This window comes from Dielma fastidiosa (assembly GCF_000313565.1).
GTDB lineage: Bacteria > Bacillota_I > Bacilli_A > Erysipelotrichales > Erysipelotrichaceae > Dielma > Dielma fastidiosa.
Genome location: NZ_HE578928.1, coordinates 67751 through 86465 on the forward strand (window position 1 = coordinate 67751; position 18715 = coordinate 86465).

Here is an 18715-nt window from a genome sequence, read left to right on the forward strand (position 1 = left end):
TCAATATTTATGGAATAATCTTTAAAGTTTCTTGATAACTGCCTTTTGATTTAATCGTTACCGGCACAACTAACTGATGTTTATCATTAATCATTAATTTAGAATACGGAACTGCGAAGTTGAATGGTGCGGCTGCTTCATCAATAGCCGGTTCCACATAGCAGCGTTCAACATCTAGTCCTTCCATATAACTCAACGGACAAGCCTGCAGTCCTTGCTTCTTTAACTGGTCAAGTACCTTTTCAGTTAATTGCCCCTCATAATATTGCTGATTAATCATACCGTCACTCATCAATTGGCCGCTCGCCTTATCAAAAAAGATTTTATAATGATCAGGCAGCTGATAGGCATCGTTAAAGATTTCCACTTCAATAAAATCATCTGTTTCATAGAGGTATGAGCGCACATTTCGATTATTCGAGAAATTTTGTTGAATGAAATCATTATAAATCATCGCATCAGCCGATTGAGCATTTAATGTATAAAGATTACAATCGCCAGTTTCAGCATTCATAAATGAATCCATTGTGATAGGCGTATTATTTATAGGCTCAGCTAATTGTATTACTTCTACACTGGTCAATCTGCCCTCACTATCCGTAACTGCATCAAATAAATCAACCTGATCTAAATGCATCACTAGCTGTTCATATAAGCTTTCAAAATTATATACTCTTTCACTATATGTGTGATTAAGAATTATTTCAAAGCAGGTTCCATATTGAGTTTCTTTGCGATACACTTTAAATCTGGCAACTCTAACCTTATCGCCCTCTTCATAAATAGGCATCAGCAGCCAATCAACACCGGCTCTTGAATAATTGCGGTTATCAATTAAAAATTGATGGTTATCCGCATCATAATAAAAATGAGTATTGTCAATGGCATTAACCTGAAATGAATTTAACTCAGGCAATTGGTAATTTTTAATCAAGCTATTACCCATGGCTTCAACACTGGTTTGATCCATGACCGCATTAATTATAAGCAGCCTGTCATTTAAAACATAGGACATTTCAGATTGCGACGGTATCTGTTTCAAAAGACCGGATAAAAGCAGACTCTGATCTTTTATCTGATTTACATCTGTGAAGCTTTCATTAATATAAAATAACAACTCAAGACCTTTTTTACCTAAAGCATATCTCCAATCCAGAGAATTGTTTTGATAACTGCTCACAAAGAATGATCCAAGCGGTAATTGCTCATAACCCATTACTACATTATCCGATATACCCTCTAATCCCTGCAGAAATGTACTTAAACGTTGATCTTCGGTTAATTGAAACGATATCCGCTGACCCTGATAGTTTAATGTGTAGCTGTCTCCGCCTGGATTATGTTCCACTGTTTCCCGATAAACATGCTGATAACCATGATCATCGATCATCACTAATTTAGCCGCTTCATCTTGGCCATAAGTGCTTGTCGTTATGTTAGGCAGTTCATCAAGAAACGTCTGAATTGCATTGATGGCATCTTCATCATACCGCATCCATGTTTTTTTAAAACATGCTTCATCATCACAATATCGAGCGGCTGCATAAACAATTTCCGCTGGTTTTTCTTCATCCGGCGCTTGTGCCGTACAGCCGGAAAGCATCAAACAAGCCAATGCCAGAACGATTTTTTTCATCTTACTTCCTCCCATTCAAAGAGGATGATATCATTACCATCATCGTATGCCATTTTACCTTTACTGTTAATGAAGAACTTTGTTGTATTGAAGTTCAAAGTTTCATAATCTTCTAACTGCAATACTCGATAGCTATAATTAGGAATTGACTGATAAGCCTTTTCAAGCTTTTCGAGATTTAAGCCTAATTGTTTTTCTACCTCAAGAGTCGTTAATGTATTACCTGCCGCAAGATCAAAAACTACGGCAAATTTTCTATTAAAAGTATCACTGCTTATCCAAATACTCAATAAGTTATCATGAATATTCGGTTTAAATTGATAATCAAATGCCAGCTGATTTGCACACCATTCATTAAAGATTGAAGCATCTGTACTTGCCAGATTAACCTTTAAAGCACCTGTATCATCAATATAATAAGTTTCCTTATCGGGTTGGACCTGCCATGGCTGATAGACTTTCTCGTTGATGCGATGACCTGATAATAATCGTACATCATCGCCCTCCTGCTTCAGTACATATTGCCATTGCTCAAAATCATCAGCATGGGCTTGAATCAGATCAACTGCGGATGCTTCGTTTTCGAGTTTGTAGGTAATACCATTGATTCCCTCTATGAAAGTACCTTGATTCAAATAAGCTTCTTTAGCTTTCGCCAGAATATAGACTGTTTCATCTCCAGAAGAAGCTTGATCAAGAATATAAGCTGTCTGTTCATTATGCCGATAAAATTCATAAGGCAGATGATAGGTGAAATATAATTTATCAGGGAAATTGATATAGGCTTGATAGCTTTGACTAGCAATCGTACCTGCTTCAAAAGACGGCAGCTCGTAATGGCTGCCAAATATACTGACACCCTTTTGCTTTACATTGTTATAAGGGACAATCAAATAAACATCAGGTACATAATGATGGATTCTTTCTAAACCATCTGGAAAATAAAGCAGATTATCAGTGTACAAATCACCGCATACGTCTACCACATTATTATAGCAATCATATTTATCTGATTGTTGGATCAAACCGGCAGTTAAAAGCTGGGTATCAGTAATATCTTCCAGCTGATCAAAGTCTTCATGAATATAATAAGATAATCTTAATACTTTCAGCATTGGGTCGGTTTCATCTACCCAAATATCGCGAATTAACTCTGCAGCTACCGGTTCGATATTGCTGGGTTTTATTGCTTTAATATCTGCCCATGTTTCAACACTTGTATTCGATTCATATATTTGTATCTTATTTACTTTTTTATATTCACCCTTGAGAGTTGACAGCATTTCATTAAGTGATTGACTGGAAGTAAATTCAACACAGCTGAACTGAGAACAGAAATAGTTAGCATAAATACGAAAATAAAGCGGCTCTTTATCTTTCAGCGTAATTTCAAAGTCAGCATATTCATCGGTTGGAAACAAGGATGATTCATTCCCTGTAAGCTCAATGCCATCAAAATAAGCAGTGATTTTATCTAATTCTTGTGGATCTGTCACTGTAATTTCAGCACCATAATCACCGGCCGGTTCAACAAGCACGACTTTTTCCAACTCACCCTGCTTTACAGCTTCTAATCGCAGCGGATAAAATTCGCCAACAAAAAGATCTGTCAGCCGGCCTTCAATCTGATAAATCCTGCTGGTAGCAATTATATTATCGTCAGTTGCTTCATTATGCGCATTTTCACCCACATCGCTGCTACATCCCCAAAGCAGCAGGGCTAAACCAATAACCCCTATTTTTTTCATAATGTTTCCCTCTCTTTTTATTATCTTAAAAATAGTATGAAAATCTAGTTATCCGTATAAACACTGGACTTATCACACTTTATCAAGGTCGAAACCAATCAATTTACTACTAATTTACTACTTATGAATGAGCTTTGATACGACGATTTACCCTTGAAAAGTGAAGAAACAAAGATACTTCCAATAAAAATTGAATAGGCAAAAGGTGGACACTTCAAAAATGAGGTGTCTATTTTTTTACCCGATTTGAAAGGACGTGATACTACGAAAATAGAAAAACAAGAGAATAAAGGTCGCTCCCCACCGTGAAAGACCATCAAACAAACGAGATTCATTCAACCATAAAAAAGAAAGGATAGGTAAAAATATGGAACTTAAATTTGTGATTCCCAAGATGGAAAAAACATTCGGCAATTTAGAATTTGCTGGCGAGGATAAAGTCGTACAGCGAAGAATCAACGGACATCTAACCGTCTTATCTCGAAGCTATAATCTCTATTCAGACGTTCAAAGAGCAGATGATATTGTGGTCGTACTTCCTGCTGAAGCTGGCGAAAAACATTTCGGCTTTGAGGAACGTGTTAAGTTAGTCAATCCACGTATTACCGCCGAGGGCTATAAAATCGGCACTCGTGGTTTTACAAATTACCTTTTACATGCTGACGACATGGTAAAAGAATAAAGAAAGAGAGGAAAAATGATGAGATTAGCAAATGGTATCGTATTAGATAAAGACACGACTTTTGGAGAATTAAAATTCTCTGCTCTACGTCGTGAAGTGAGAATCCAAAATGAAGACGGTACGGTTTCAGAGGAAATCAAAGAACGTACCTATGACTTAAAATCCAAAGGGCAAGGACGCATGATTCAAGTAAGTATTCCTGCCAGCGTGCCTTTGAAAGAGTTTGAATATAACGCACGGGTGGAACTTATCAATCCCATTACGGATACTGTCGCTACTGCTACCTTTCAAGGAGCAGATGTTGACTGGTACATCAAGGCAGACGATATTGTGCTGACAAAGGATTCTAATTCCTTTAGAAATCAACAGCCACCTAAGAAAGAACCTGCTACGGACAAATAGCCACGTATCTTCCATTAGAGAGAAAGGAGAAAATCAAACATGAAACAGCGTGTCTTTCGTGGTAAAAGGATTCGTCCGAGTGACAAAGATTTAGTCTTTCATTTTACAGTAGCGTCCTTACTGCCTATTTTACTGCTTGTTGTCGGACTGTTTCATGTGAAGACAATCCAGCAGGTCAACTGGCAGGACTTTAACCTATCACAAGCAGATAAGATTGACATTCCGTATTTAAGTATCAGTTTCAGTGTCGCAATTCTTGTCTGCTTGCTGGTGGCGTTTCTATTCAAACGGTATCGCTATGATACGATTAAACAACTCTACCACCGTCAAAAGCTGGCGAAGATGGTTCTTGAAAATAAGTGGTATGAATCAGAACAGGTCAAAACAGATGGCTTCTTCAAGGATTCCCCCAGTCGTACCAAAGAAAAGATAACCTACTTCCCTAAAATCTATTATCGCCTTAAAAATGGCTTAATACAGATACAAGTGGAAATCACTCTGGGGAAATATCAAGACCAGCTCCTACACTTGGAAAAGAAATTAGAAAGTGGCTTGTACTGTGAGCTGACGGATAAAGAGTTAAAGGATTCCTACGTGGAATATACCTTGCTCTATGATATGATAGCCCGTCGTATTTCTATTGATGAAGTACAAGCTCATGATGGGAAACTTTGCTTAATGAAAAATATGTGGTGGGAATATGACAATCTGCCTCACATGCTCATAGCTGGTGGTACAGGTGGCGGTAAGACCTACTTTATCCTGACACTGATTGAAGCCTTGCTTCATACAGATTCTAAGCTGTATATCTTAGACCCGAAAAATGCAGACTTAGCCGATTTAGGCTCTGTGATGGCAAATGTCCACTACAGAAAAGAAGACTTGCTTTCCTGCATTGATACATTCTATGAAGAAATGATAAAACGCAGTGAGGAAATGAAGCAGATGGAAAATTATAAGACTGGCGAAAATTATGCTTACTTAGGACTTCCAGCACACTTCTTAATCTTTGATGAATATGTCGCTTTCATGGAAATGCTGGGAACAAAAGAAAACACCGCAGTTATAAATAAGTTGAAACAGATTGTCATGTTAGGTCGTCAAGCTGGCTTCTTTCTAATACTGGCTTGTCAGCGTCCAGACGCAAAATATCTAGGCGACGGAATCCGTGACCAGTTTAATTTCAGAGTGGCTTTAGGTCGTATGTCTGAAATGGGCTATGGCATGATGTTTGGCAGTGACGTACAAAAGGATTTCTTCTTAAAGCGAATCAAAGGTCGTGGCTATGTTGATGTAGGAACAAGTGTCATATCAGAGTTTTATACTCCCCTTGTACCAAAAGGACATGACTTTTTAGAGGAAATTAAAAAGTTATCCAACAGCAGACAGGACACAAAAAAGCCATCATCAGAACAACAAGAAATGGAGAAATAAAAGTAATGGATATTAAAAGATTGGAGATATATCATACACCGACTGAAAAATCTGTCATTTGTCTTTGCTTGAATACAGACCAATTCACGGTAGATTGTGAACAATACATCATTGACCGATACAGGCATTTTACCGTCAATCCAAAAGTACGATTCTATTCCAGAATAGATAAGCTGATTGATGAAATTATCCGTGAAGTGAAGAAACCACCGTTCACATTCAGAATGAGGTTAGAGAAGCGACATAGTATTACCAGCAAAAATATTCTATATGAATTTCAGCTTTTTGATAGAAATTCATTCAAAACGGACGGTCTATCAGAAGTGATTGAACAGGAATATTTAAGACCAGAAGTTGATTTGGTAGTGATTTACACTGGCATACAGGGAGAATCAAAGGCAGATACAGACGACAAAGGCAGGTTTTACGGTCTTAAACCGTAAGTTCTGGCTTTGTCGGGCAGGGCTTGCCCTGCCCATTAACCCCCCGTATCTAACAGGGGGGTACAAATCGACAGGAAACAGTCAAAAAAACATTAGAAAATCCTTTGGTTACAAGGGATTTACAAAATTTCAGCGTATGTAAAATGGGCTTTAAAAGTTGACATACGCCTTTTTGATTGGAGGGATTTTTACTGAATGAACAAACTTGGTTACAGCAGTTAAAAGAAAAACGCTTGGCTTATGGACTATCTCAAAATCGTTTAGCGGTTGCGACTGGTATTACAAGGCAGTATCTAAGCGATATTGAAACAGGAAAAGTCAAGCCATCAGAGGATTTACAGCAATCTCTTTTTGAAGCTCTGGAACGCTTCAATCCCGACGCTCCCCTTGAAATGCTCTTTGATTATGTAAGGATTCGCTTTCCCACAACGGACGTACAGCATGTGGTCGAAAACATCTTACAACTGAAACTGTCCTATTTTCTTCATGAGGACTATGGTTTCTATTCTTATTCAGAGCATTATGCTTTAGGCGATATATTCGTTCTCTGCTCCCACGAACTGGACAAAGGAGTTCTGGTGGAATTGAAAGGTCGTGGGTGTCGGCAATTTGAAAGCTATCTTCTGGCTCAACAAAGAAGCTGGTATGAGTTCTTTATGGACGCTTTGGTGGCTGGCGGTGTGATGAAACGCCTTGACCTTGCCATTAACGATAAGACAGGGATTTTGAATATCCCTGTACTCACTGAAAAATGCAGACAGGAAGAATGTATATCCGTCTTCCGCAGTTTCAAAAGCTATCGCAGTGGCGAACTGGTACGCAAAGATGAAAAGGAATGTATGGGAAATACCCTCTATATCGGTTCATTACAGAGTGAAGTTTATTTCTGTATCTATGAAAAGGACTATGAACAGTACAAGAAAAATGATATTCCCATTGAAGACGCAGAAGTAAAAAACCGTTTTGAGATTCGGCTGAAAAATGAGCGTGCCTATTATGCATTCCGTGATTTACTCGTCTATGACAATCCAGAAAAGACTGCTTTTAAAATTATCAATCGGTATATCCGTTTTGTAGATAAAGACGATTCCAAACCTCGTTCTGATTGGAAGCTGAATGAAGAATGGGCTTGGTTTATTGGGAACAACCGTGAACGATTAAAACTAACCACAAAACCAGAGCCTTACTCTTTCCAGCGGACGCTGAACTGGCTTTCCCATCAAGTCGCACCCACTTTAAAGGTTGCGATTAAACTTGATGAAATCAACCAGACGCAGGTTGTGAAAGACATTCTCGACCATGCGAAACTGACAGACCGGCATGAGCAGATTTTGAAGCAACAGTCGGCAAAAGATAAGGACGTGATAACGACAAAGAAATAACCTAAACACAAATTCATTGAATATAGAGAGGAGAACATTTTTATGAATTTTGGACAAAACCTTTGTGCGACTCGTTCCTTAGTGAAAAGCTAAGGCACTAATAAAAGAACGAAAAAGTTTGATTATTAGGAGAACTGATAATCTGACAGGTGGAATGATGAAGTAACGCTCTGAAACGCCTGCCCTGAGCCTCCGACAAGCATTGAATGAGGAAACTCAGAATGTTTGAAGCTCGGTAAAGACGGCTGAAAGATACCGTAATAGTTGATGAACATATATCTTCTATCGAAAACTATCCAGAGGTGGGTAGCGTATCCAACAGGTCGGGGGTCTATAAAATATCTATGGTTAGAATGTTCCACAAGGGACTGACGAAACAGCGAATGTACGGGTCTAAATTTGTACTTTGTAGAAATGCAAAGGTACGAGAAATCGTAGCTGGTGTGGCAAAGTAAGAATATAGGTTATGAAATGCCATATACCGTTACAGGCGGTATCAAGCCAGCAGGCTTATAGCTAGTGACCTAAGGATATATATGTATAGATAAGATTATCGGAACGAGGAAAGGTATTGGGTTCTCATCAAGAGAATAAGCTGACGAAGAACAATAAGCAGTTGAACCAATGCTGAAAAGCAGAGGGCGAACCTAAGAAATTCTTGTAATGGGAATGGAGGAATACCCTCAAGTCGTGTATATATTAGAAAAGTATTATGTTGCTTTAATAAGGATTACGAGTAAGATAAAAAAGCTCACTCAATTTCAAGCAAAGGAGTGAAGCCTTATGCCTAAAAATAAAAATGAAACATTGTGTGTAGAAGATTTAAGACACGCTGAATATTACGAAATGCAAAACACCTTTGATGATTTATATGCCAAAAGTAAGAATGGAGATATTTTCACTCATCTTATGGATATTATCCTATCGAGAGAAAATATATTACTGGCATATCGAAATATCAAAGCAAATGCAGGCAGTAAGACAGCAGGAACAGACGGTACAATAATTAAAGATATTGGCAAATTGCCAGCAGAAACAGTTGTCAAAAAGGTAAGATATATTGTCGCAGGCACTCCGCACGGGTATCGACCTAAGCCAGTAAGGCGAAAAGAAATACCAAAACCAAATGGGAAAACCAGACCTCTAGGCATTCCTTGTATGTGGGACAGGCTTATACAACAATGTATCAAACAAGTATTAGAACCAATCTGCGAAGCTAAATTTAGTGAAAACAGCTACGGTTTCAGACCTAATAGGTCGGTTGAAAATGCAATAAAAGCAACCTATAACCGCCTACAAATCAGCCAGCTACATTATGTGATTGAATTTGATATTAAGGGTTTCTTTGACAACGTGAACCATTCCAAACTGATAAAACAGATATGGGCTATGGGAATACGGGACAAGCACTTGATATTCATTTTAAAAAGGATATTAAAAGCTCCAATTAAAATGCCTGACGGCACAATAACATATCCAGAGAAAGGAACTCCACAGGGGGGAATTATATCCCCACTACTAGCCAACATTGTTCTTAATGAGTTAGACCATTGGGTAGAAAGTCAATGGCATGAAAATCCTGTTACAAAAAACTATGTGGTTCATATCAATAAAAGCGGTAGCCCATGTAAAAGCAACGCTTACAAAGAAATGAAGAAAACAAAGTTAAAGGAAATGTATATGGTTCGTTATGCAGATGATTTTAGAGTTTTCTGTCGCTACAAAGAAAGTGCTGAAAAAACCAAAATAGCAATTACTCAATGGATCGAGCAACGACTAAAATTGGAAGTATCACAAGAAAAAACAAGAATTGTAAATGTTAGAAAAAGATACTCCGACTTTCTTGGTTTCAAGATTAAAATGATACCGAGAAGAAAGAAGTTAGTTGTTAAATCACATATAAGTGATAAACAATTCAAGACCCAAAAAGACAAGCTGGTATCACAGGCAAAGAAAATTGCTTCTCCCTCAAAGGGAAAAACAGAATTAGAGGAAATAAGACTTTATAATTCAATGGTATTAGGTATGCAAAATTATTATCAGATTGCAACAAATGTAAATCTGGATTGTATGAAACTTAATAGAGCTGTAATGGCTATCTTCACTAACAGATTAGGTGCAAGCAAAAAGGGCAGATTGAGAAAAACAGGCAGACAACTTACAACAAAAGAAGCAACAAGATATGGTAAATCTAAAATGCTTCGATATGTTGCTGGCGAGGGCGAACCTATATTCCCTGTTGGATATATCCAACACAGAAAACCAATGGCAAAAGTGTATTCAGCAAACTGCTATACTCCAGAGGGAAGAAAATTTATCCATACCAATCTAAGTGTTGATAAATTACTGATGTATCAGTTGATGAAATTATCTTTGGAAAATCGCACAATAGAATACGCAGACAATCGAATTTCGCTATTTTCTGCCCAACATGGAAAATGTGCTATAACTCTGGAAGAATTTCAACAAGCTAATGAAATACACTGTCATCATATTGTACCAACTAGGGCTGGTGGTAATGACGATTATAAAAATCTTATTTTGGTAAAAGAGGCGGTACATCGTCTAATACACGCAAAAACAGAAGAAACAATACAAAAATATATAGCTCTATTGAAACTAAATAAAGTCCAGCTCATAAGACTAAATAAATATAGAGTATTAGCTGGCAATCAAGAATTAAACTTGATATAGGTCTACTACATAAATACTTTTCAATATAAACACGATGGAACGCGGAGTGCGGTGAAAGTCGCACGCTCCGTGTGAATGGGGGGAAAAGTTTGAGATATTTATAATATCAGGAACTTACCTATCCATATATAACTGGTTTCTATCAAACGCTCAATCACTGGTACTTTTAGCAATCGTTGTGATTGGCTTGTATCTTGGCTTCAAGCGTGAGTTCAGTAAACTCATTGGCTTTCTCATTATTGCGATTATTGCGGTAGGCTTAGTCTTCAACGCTGCTGGAGTAAAAGACATTTTACTAGAGCTATTCAATCGCATTATTGGTGCTTAAATTAAACCGTTATTTTGTGGAATATAAGTGGTTTTCTTATGTTCCGCAAAAGAATGGTACACCAAACGAAGTGCGGTAGGGATTTTTGAATCTCTATAAAGAAAGGACGTGTGAATACATGGACGATATGCAAGTCTACATTGCCAATTTAGGCAAATACAATGAGGGCGAATTAGTTGGTGCATGGTTTACCTTTCCCATTGATTTTGAGGAAGTCAAAGAGAAAATCGGCTTGAATGATGAATATGAGGAATACGCCATTCATGATTACGAGTTACCCTTTACGGTTGACGAATACACTTCTATTAGCGAACTCAATCGCCTATGGGAAATGGTATCGGAGTTGCCAGAAGAACTACAATCGGAGCTATCTGCTCTGCTCACTCATTTTTCAAGTATTGAAGAATTAAGCGAACATCAAGAAGATATTATCATTCATTCCGATTGTGATGATATGTCTGACGTGGCACGCTACTACATTGAAGAAACGGGTGCTTTAGGCGAAGTGCCAGCCAGTCTTCAAAACTATATTGATTATGAATCCTATGGTCGGGATTTAGACCTTTCGGGAACGTTTATCTCAACCAATCACGGGATTTTTGAAATCGTCTATTAAATCTGTCGGTACATTCTTACTGGCAGATTTTCTTGTTTACGGGGTAGTCAAAAGACTATCCCCATTTTTATGAAAGGATTGATTACATGAAGAAAATACGAAGCTATACCAGTATCTGGTCTGTTGAGAAAGTGTTGTACTCCATCAATGACTTTAGACTTCCGTTTCCCATAACCTTTACGCAAATGACATGGTTTGTCGTGTCACTCTTTGCAGTTATGATACTTGGCAACTTGCCCCCTCTTTCTATGATAGAGGGAGCATTTCTCAAATACTTTGGGATTCCTGTGGCTTTCACATGGTTTATGTCTACAAAAACCTTTGATGGTAAAAAGCCTTATGGATTTTTGAAGTCTGTCATTGCTTATGCACTGCGACGAAAGCTGACCTATGCAGGAAAAAAAGTAACGCTTGGCAGAAACCAGCCACAAGAAGCCATTACAGCAGTTAGGAGTGAATTTTATGGCATATCCAATTAAATATATTGAAAACAATCTGGTCTGGAATAAAGATGGGGAATGTTACGCTTACTATGAGCTTGTTCCCTACAATTACTCATTTCTAAGTCCGGAACAGAAAATACAAGTACATGATTCTTTCAGACAGCTTATCGCACAAAATCGTGATGGCAAGATTCATGCTTTACAAATCAGTACAGAATCCAGCATACTTTCTGCACAAGAACGTTCCAAAAATGAAGTCACTGGAAAGCTCAAAACGGTTGCCTATGACAAAATCGACCAACAGACAGACGCTTTAATATCCATGATTGGCGAAAATCAAGTGGACTACCGTTTCTTTATCGGTTTTAAGTTGCTTCTCAACGATCAGGAGTTTTCTATGAAAAGTCTTACCGTTGAAGCAAAAAATGCTTTTACTGATTTTGTCTATGATGTGAACCATAAGCTGATGGGCGATTTTGTTAGTATGAGTAATGATGAAATCCTGCGTTTTCAGAAGATGGAAAAGCTTTTAGAAAATAAAATCTCCCGTCGTTTCAAAATCCGAAGATTAGATAAGGACGACTTCGGCTATCTGATTGAACACCTTTACGGACAGACAGGCACTGCCTATGAAGAGTATGAGTATCCTCTATCAAAGAAAAAGCTGGAACATGAAACACTGATTAAAACCTATGACCTCATTAAGCCTACTCGCTGTCTGGTGGAAGAAAAACAGCGATATTTGAAAATCCAGCAGGAAGACGAAACCGCCTATGTAGCTTACTTTACCATCAACAGTATTGTCGGCGAACTGGACTTCCCGTCCTCTGAAATCTTCTACTACCAGCAACAGCAATTTACCTTTCCGATTGATACGTCAATGAATGTGGAAATTGTAGCGAATCGTAAAGCCCTATCTACTGTCCGCAATAAAAAGAAAGAACTGAAAGACTTGGATAACCACGCATGGCAAAGTGATAATGAAACCAGCTCTAATGTGGCGGAAGCTCTGGAAAGTGTGAACGAGCTGGAAACCAATTTAGACCAAAGCAAGGAATCTATGTATAAGCTGTCCTATGTTGTAAGGGTATCAGCAAATGACCTTGACGAACTTAAACGTCGTTGTAATGAAGTGAAAGATTTCTATGATGATTTGAGCGTGAAACTGGTACGACCTTTTGGGGATATGCTGGGCTTACATGAAGAATTTTTACCTGCCAGCAAAAGATATATGAATGACTATATTCAATACGTGACCTCTGATTTCCTCGCTGGTTTAGGTTTTGGTGCTACTCAAATGCTGGGTGAAAATGAGGGGATTTATGTTGGCTACAGCTTAGATACTGGACGCAATGTCTATCTGAAACCTGCTCTTGCCAGTCAAGGGGTTAAGGGTTCAGTAACCAATGCGTTAGCGTCTGCCTTTGTCGGTTCGCTGGGTGGTGGTAAATCCTTTGCGAATAACCTTATCGTCTATTATGCAGTGCTTTATGGGGCACAAGCAGTGATTGTAGACCCAAAAGCAGAACGTGGCAGATGGAAAGAAACCTTGCCAGAGATTTCCCATGAAATCAATATCGTCAATCTGACTTCTGATGAGAAAAACAAAGGCTTACTTGACCCTTATGTAATTATGAAAAATACCAAAGATTCTGAATCACTGGCTATTGATATTTTGACATTCCTTACGGGGATTTCCTCTCGTGATGGGGAACGCTTCCCAATCCTTAGAAAAGCCATTCGTGCAGTAACCAATAGTGAAGTGCGAGGGTTGATGAAAGTGATTGAAGAATTACGGGTTGAGAATACGCCACTAAGTACCAGCATAGCCGACCATATCGAAAGTTTTACAGACTATGACTTTGCCCATCTGCTTTTTAGTGATGGTTATGTAGAGCAGTCTATCAGCCTTGAAAAACAACTGAACATTATACAGGTTGCCGACTTGGTACTTCCTGACAAGGAAACTTCCTTTGAGGAATATACCACAATGGAGTTACTATCGGTAGCAATGCTGATTGTCATTAGTACCTTTGCGTTGGACTTTATCCATACAGACCGAAGTATTTTCAAGATTGTAGACTTAGACGAAGCATGGAGCTTCTTACAGGTGGCACAAGGGAAAACACTATCTATGAAGCTGGTTCGTGCTGGTCGTGCTATGAACGCTGGGGTATATTTCGTGACCCAAAATACAGATGACCTCTTAGATGAAAAACTGAAAAATAACCTCGGCTTAAAATTTGCCTTTCGTTCCACTGACCTTAACGAGATTAAAAAAACCCTTGCCTTTTTTGGTGTAGACCCAGAGGACGAAAACAATCAGAAGCGATTGCGTGATTTGGAAAACGGGCAATGCCTTATCAGTGATTTATATGGTCGTGTCGGTGTGATACAGTTCCACCCTGTATTTGAAGAACTGCTCCATGCCTTTGATACCAGACCACCTGTGCGAAAAGAGGTGTAAATGTGAAACCATCAATATTAAACAGAATAAAATCAAACTGGACGCTGAAACGTCTAGGTAAAGTGGCAATGACAGTGGCTTTCACACTTGTGATTGCCATTTTTCTTTTAGCCATGCTGGGAACGGTGGTTCAAGCTGCGGGCTTGGTAGATGATACGGTCAATGTGGCAAATGAATACAGCCGATACCCACTTGAAAACTATCAACTGGATTTTTATGTGGATAATAGCTGGGGCTGGCTACCGTGGAACTGGTCGGACGGAATTGGAAAACAAGTCATGTATGGACTATATGCCATTACCAATTTTATTTGGACAATCAGTCTTTATGTTTCCAATGCGACGGGTTACTTAGTACAGGAAGCCTATTCCTTAGACTTCATTTCCGCTACAGCAGATTCCATTGGCAAGAATATGCAGACCCTTGCAGGGGTTACGCCTAGTGGACTATCAACAGAGGGTTTCTATGTTGGATTCCTTTTACTCTTGATTTTGGTTCTTGGGGTTTATGTTGCCTATACAGGACTGATAAAGAGAGAAACCACAAAGGCAATTCATGCCCTCATGAATTTTGTGCTGGTTTTTATCCTATCGGCTTCCTTTATTGCCTATGCTCCCGATTATATTAAGAAAATCAATGACTTTTCATCAGACATCAGCAACGCTAGTTTGTCACTGGGTACAAAAATTGTCATGCCCCATTCAGATAGTCAAGGCAAGGACAGTGTGGACTTGATACGTGACAGCCTATTTTCCATACAGGTTCAGCAACCGTGGCTACTGCTTCAATATAACAGTTCAGACATTGAAAGTATTGGTATTGACCGTGTGGAAAGCCTGCTCTCAACCAGTCCAGATTCCAACAATGGGGAAGACAGAGAAAAAATTGTTGCGGAAGAAATTGAAGATAGAAGCAATACCAATATGACGATTACAAAGACGATTAACCGTTTAGGTACAGTCTTCTTCCTATTTGTCTTCAATATTGGGATTTCCATATTTGTATTCCTATTAACAGGAATCATGATTTTCTCGCAGGTACTTTTTATCATCTATGCTATGTTTCTGCCTGTGAGCTTTATTTTAAGCATGATTCCATCATTTGATGGTATGTCAAAACGAGCCATAACAAAGCTCTTTAATACCATTTTGACACGAGCTGGAATCACATTGATTATTACGACAGCATTTAGTATTTCAACCATGCTCTATACCTTATCGGCTGGTTATCCGTTCTTTTTGATTGCTTTTCTACAGATTGTGACCTTTGCAGGAATCTACTTTAAGCTGGGCGATTTAATGAGTATGTTTTCTCTACAGAGTAACGATTCTCAAAGTGTGGGAAGTCGTATGATGAGAAAACCTCGTATGCTTATGCACGCTCACATGCACCGTCTACAGCGGAAACTTGGACGCTCCGTGACTGCTTTAGGGGCTGGGTCTGCCATTGCCAGTGCTACGGGTAAAAAAGGACAGTCGGGTTCGGGAAGTTCTGCGAGTACACAAGCAGATCACTCTCGACCAAACGGGCAGGAAAAATCAACACTAGGAAAGCGTATCGGTCAAACCATCGGTACAGTAGCTGATACCAAAGACAGAATGGTAGATACTGCTGGTAATTTGAAAGAACAGGTTAAGGATTTGCCGACCAATGCAAGATATGCAGTATATCAAGGAAAATCTAAAGTGACGGATAATGTCCATGATTTAACCAGAAGTATTTCTCAAACCAAAGCGGATAAAGCCAGTGGACGCAAGAAACAGCAGGAACAAAGACGGAAAACCATTGCGGAGCGTCGCTCTGAAATGGAACAGGTCAAACAGAAAAAACAGCCAGCTTCTTCCGTTCATGAAAGACCAGCCACTAAGCAAGAACAATCTCATGATGGACAGACTTCAAGGCAAACAACTGTACAGGCTTCCTATAGGGAATCTCAACAAGCCAAACAAGAGCGTCCAACAGTTAAGTCCGATTCTTCAAGTTTAAAAACGGAACGTCAAAGTAATACAGTTCAAGAAAGAACGGTTCAAAAGCCAGTAACTTCAACTGCACCAACAGATAGAGCTTCACAACGTTCAATCACAAAAGAACGTCAGTCTACTGTTCAAAGAGTACCACTACAAAATACAAAAAGTAGACCACCAATCAAAACCGCCACCATTAAGAAAGGCAGTAAGAAACCATGAAGCTGAAAACTTTAGTGATTGGTGGTTCGGGATTATTCTTGATGGTCTTCTCACTGCTTCTGTTTGTCGCCATTTTATTTTCAGATGAACAAGATGGCGGTTTTTCCAACATTCACTATGGCGGTGTGGATGTTTCCGCAGAAGTGCTGGCTCATAAGCCTATGGTAGAAAAAGTTGCCAAAGAATATGGAATTGAAGAATACGTCAATATACTTCTTGCGATTATACAGGTGGAATCGGGTGGTACAGCAGAAGATGTTATGCAGTCCTCGGAATCCCTCGGTCTTCCACCTAATTCATTGAGTACAGAAGAATCCATTAAGCAAGGTGTGAAGTATTTCAGTGAGTTATTAGCCAGTAGCGAAAGGCTTGGTGTAGATTTAGAATCGGTTATCCAGTCCTACAATTATGGTGGTGGTTTCTTAGGATATGTGGCTAATCGTGGGAATAAATATACCTTTGAACTGGCTCAAAGTTTCTCAAAAGAGTATTCGGGTGACGAAAAAGTGTCTTACCCCAATCCCATAGCCATACCTATCAATGGGGGCTGGCGATACAATTACGGGAATATGTTTTATGTGCAACTGGTAACGCAGTATCTTGTCACAACAGAGTTTAATGATGATACAGTACAAGCCATCATGGACGAAGCTCTGAAATTTGAAGGCTGGAAGTATGTCTATGGCGGAGCTTCCCCGACTACCTCTTTTGATTGTAGCGGACTGACACAATGGACGTATGGAAAAGCTGGAATCAACTTACCACGAACAGCACAACAGCAATATGATGTAACCCGGCATATCCCATTATTGGAAGCAAAAGCCGGCGATTTGGTTTTCTTTCATTCTACCTATAACGCTGGCTCTTATATTACTCATATCGGGATTTATTTAGGCGATAACCGTATGTTTCATGCAGGCGACCCTATCGGTTATGCCGACTTAACAAGCTCTTACTGGCAACAGCATTTAGTGGGAGCAGGACGAATCAAACAATAAGAAAGGACGATTCAATGATGAAATTCGGAAAAAATCAGAATACAGAAAAACAGACACCAAAGGAAAAGAAACCTCGTGTCTATAAGGTCAATCCTCGTAAAAAGGTTGTGATTGTCCTATGGGTACTTTTAGGACTTAGTTTCAGCTTTGCGATATTCAAGCACTTTACAGCCATTGATACCCATACCATTCATGAAACCACCATCATAGAAAAGGAATATGTCGATACTCATCATGTGGAAAATTTTGTAGAGAACTTTGCGAAAGTCTACTATTCATGGGAACTAAACGACAAGTCCATTGATAATCGCATAGAAAACCTGAAAGCATATCTGACAGAGGAACTTCAAGCTCTGAATGTCGATACAGTTCGTAAAGATATTCCTGTATCGTCTTCTGTAAAAGGATTTCAGATATGGACGGTAGAAGCAGATGGCGACAATCAATTTGATGTAACCTACAGTGTAGACCAACTCATTACAGAGGGGGAAAATACAAAGACCGTCCACTCTGCTTATATAGTGAGTGTCTATGTAGACAGTACTGGAAATATGGTCCTCATTAAGAATCCGACCATTACTAGCATACCAAAGAAATCAGACTATAAACCAAAAGCTATTGAAAGTGAGGGTACGGTTGATTCCATTACAACCAATGAAATCAATGAGTTTTTAACGACGTTCTTCAAGCTCTATCCTACAGCGACAGCCAGTGAACTTTCCTACTATGTGAATGACGGGATATTAAAACCAATCGGAAAAGAGTACATCTTTCAAGAACTGGTAAATCCTATTTACAATCGTAAGGATAATCAAGTCACGGTATCGCTGACAGTGGAGTATATCGACCAGCAGACCAAAGCAACGCAGGTATCTCAATTTGATTTGGTACTTGAAAAGAACGGGAGTAATTGGAAGATTATAGAATAACAAATATTGGTACATTATTACAGCTATTTTGTAATCACGTACTCTCTTTGATAAAAAATTGGAGATTCCTTGACAAATATGCTCTTACGTGCTATTATTTAAGTATCTATTTAAAAGGAGTTAATAAATATGCGGCAAGGTATTCTTAAATAAACTGTCAATTTGATAGTGGGAACAAATAATTGGATGTCCTTTTTTAGGAGGGCTTAGTTTTTTGTACCCAGTTTAAGAATACCTTTATCATGTGATTCTAAAGTATCCGGAGAATATCTGTATGCTTTGTATGCCTATGGTTATGCATAAAAATCCCAGTGATAAGAGTATTTA

At 38.8% G+C, this 18715-nt stretch carries 15 protein-coding genes; 13 read left to right on the forward strand and 2 right to left on the reverse strand.

What is annotated here, in order from left to right:
- Nucleotides 1–7: 7 nt before the first annotated feature.
- Nucleotides 8–1636, reverse strand: a complete 1629-nt coding sequence (locus tag DAHG_RS12220) for a hypothetical protein (RefSeq protein ID WP_022938646.1) — start codon at nt 1634–1636, stop codon at nt 8–10.
- Nucleotides 1633–3384: a hypothetical protein gene (locus DAHG_RS12225; RefSeq protein ID WP_022938647.1), complete on the reverse strand. Its 1752-nt coding sequence runs from the start codon at nt 3382–3384 to the stop codon at nt 1633–1635. Before DAHG_RS12225 ends, DAHG_RS12220 begins: the two co-directional genes overlap by 4 nt.
- A 367-nt stretch (nt 3385–3751) precedes the next feature.
- On the opposite strand from DAHG_RS12225, the gene DAHG_RS12230 reads away from it, so the two are divergent.
- The 13 genes from DAHG_RS12230 to DAHG_RS22225 all read left to right on the forward strand — a co-directional run.
- A complete protein-coding gene (locus DAHG_RS12230) occupies nt 3752–4066 on the forward strand; it encodes a YdcP family protein (protein WP_000420680.1) in 315 nt (104 codons plus the stop codon).
- Nucleotides 4067–4081: 15 nt separating this feature from the next.
- Entirely contained in the window at nt 4082–4468 is a 387-nt protein-coding gene (locus DAHG_RS12235) for a YdcP family protein (RefSeq protein WP_026880965.1), read from the forward strand.
- Nucleotides 4469–4507: 39 nt separating this feature from the next.
- Nucleotides 4508–5902 (forward strand): FtsK/SpoIIIE domain-containing protein, encoded by a 1395-nt coding sequence (locus DAHG_RS12240; protein ID WP_015646594.1) that lies wholly within the window; start codon nt 4508–4510, stop codon nt 5900–5902.
- A gap of 5 nt (nt 5903–5907) precedes the next feature.
- Nucleotides 5908–6345: a hypothetical protein gene (locus DAHG_RS19560; protein ID WP_015646595.1), complete on the forward strand. Its 438-nt coding sequence runs from the start codon at nt 5908–5910 to the stop codon at nt 6343–6345.
- A gap of 176 nt (nt 6346–6521) precedes the next feature.
- Complete coding sequence (gene mobT / locus DAHG_RS12250) at nt 6522–7727, forward strand: MobT family relaxase (RefSeq protein ID WP_022938649.1); 1206 nt, start codon at nt 6522–6524, stop codon at nt 7725–7727.
- 783 nt (nt 7728–8510) lie between these two features.
- Nucleotides 8511–10421, forward strand: a complete 1911-nt coding sequence (ltrA, locus tag DAHG_RS12255; RefSeq protein ID WP_003436850.1) for a group II intron reverse transcriptase/maturase — start codon at nt 8511–8513, stop codon at nt 10419–10421.
- A 446-nt stretch (nt 10422–10867) separates the two neighbouring features.
- Nucleotides 10868–11365 carry an antirestriction protein ArdA gene (locus DAHG_RS12260; protein WP_002345010.1) on the forward strand — a complete coding sequence of 166 codons (498 nt, stop codon included), beginning with the start codon at nt 10868–10870 and terminating at the stop codon, nt 11363–11365.
- A gap of 86 nt (nt 11366–11451) precedes the next feature.
- Nucleotides 11452–11844 (forward strand): conjugal transfer protein, encoded by a 393-nt coding sequence (locus DAHG_RS12265; protein WP_002345009.1) that lies wholly within the window; start codon nt 11452–11454, stop codon nt 11842–11844.
- Entirely contained in the window at nt 11828–14275 is a 2448-nt protein-coding gene (gene tcpF / locus DAHG_RS12270) for a conjugal transfer ATPase TcpF (protein WP_000331148.1), read from the forward strand. The genes DAHG_RS12265 and tcpF overlap by 17 nt, the downstream gene beginning before the upstream one ends.
- A 2-nt stretch (nt 14276–14277) precedes the next feature.
- Nucleotides 14278–16461 carry a CD3337/EF1877 family mobilome membrane protein gene (locus DAHG_RS12275; protein WP_002345008.1) on the forward strand — a complete coding sequence of 728 codons (2184 nt, stop codon included), beginning with the start codon at nt 14278–14280 and terminating at the stop codon, nt 16459–16461.
- Nucleotides 16458–17459 carry a bifunctional lytic transglycosylase/C40 family peptidase gene (locus DAHG_RS12280; RefSeq protein WP_020224359.1) on the forward strand — a complete coding sequence of 334 codons (1002 nt, stop codon included), beginning with the start codon at nt 16458–16460 and terminating at the stop codon, nt 17457–17459. The genes DAHG_RS12275 and DAHG_RS12280 overlap by 4 nt, the downstream gene beginning before the upstream one ends.
- Before the next feature lie 14 nt (nt 17460–17473).
- Nucleotides 17474–18388 carry a conjugal transfer protein gene (locus DAHG_RS12285; protein WP_002345006.1) on the forward strand — a complete coding sequence of 305 codons (915 nt, stop codon included), beginning with the start codon at nt 17474–17476 and terminating at the stop codon, nt 18386–18388.
- 274 nt (nt 18389–18662) lie between these two features.
- Nucleotides 18663–18715 (forward strand): hypothetical protein (locus DAHG_RS22225; RefSeq protein WP_114365327.1); only part of this gene is annotated, 53 nt, incomplete at its 3' end.

Excerpts from the sequence above, each read along its gene's own strand:
- DAHG_RS12225 (WP_022938647.1), bottom strand. The coding sequence starts at position 3,384 with ATGAAAAAAATAGGGGTTATTGGTTTAGCCCTGCTGCTTTGGGGATGT.
- DAHG_RS12285 (WP_002345006.1), top strand. The coding sequence starts at position 17,474 with ATGATGAAATTCGGAAAAAATCAGAATACAGAAAAACAGACACCAAAG.
- DAHG_RS12235 (WP_026880965.1), top strand. The coding sequence starts at position 4,082 with ATGATGAGATTAGCAAATGGTATCGTATTAGATAAAGACACGACTTTT.
- DAHG_RS12220 (WP_022938646.1), bottom strand. The coding sequence starts at position 1,636 with ATGAAAAAAATCGTTCTGGCATTGGCTTGTTTGATGCTTTCCGGCTGT.
- DAHG_RS12280 (WP_020224359.1), top strand. The coding sequence starts at position 16,458 with ATGAAGCTGAAAACTTTAGTGATTGGTGGTTCGGGATTATTCTTGATG.
- DAHG_RS12230 (WP_000420680.1), top strand. The coding sequence starts at position 3,752 with ATGGAACTTAAATTTGTGATTCCCAAGATGGAAAAAACATTCGGCAAT.
- ltrA (WP_003436850.1), top strand. The coding sequence starts at position 8,511 with ATGCCTAAAAATAAAAATGAAACATTGTGTGTAGAAGATTTAAGACAC.
- tcpF (WP_000331148.1), top strand. The coding sequence starts at position 11,828 with ATGGCATATCCAATTAAATATATTGAAAACAATCTGGTCTGGAATAAA.
- DAHG_RS12240 (WP_015646594.1), top strand. The coding sequence starts at position 4,508 with ATGAAACAGCGTGTCTTTCGTGGTAAAAGGATTCGTCCGAGTGACAAA.
- DAHG_RS12260 (WP_002345010.1), top strand. The coding sequence starts at position 10,868 with ATGGACGATATGCAAGTCTACATTGCCAATTTAGGCAAATACAATGAG.
- DAHG_RS19560 (WP_015646595.1), top strand. The coding sequence starts at position 5,908 with ATGGATATTAAAAGATTGGAGATATATCATACACCGACTGAAAAATCT.
- DAHG_RS12265 (WP_002345009.1), top strand. The coding sequence starts at position 11,452 with ATGAAGAAAATACGAAGCTATACCAGTATCTGGTCTGTTGAGAAAGTG.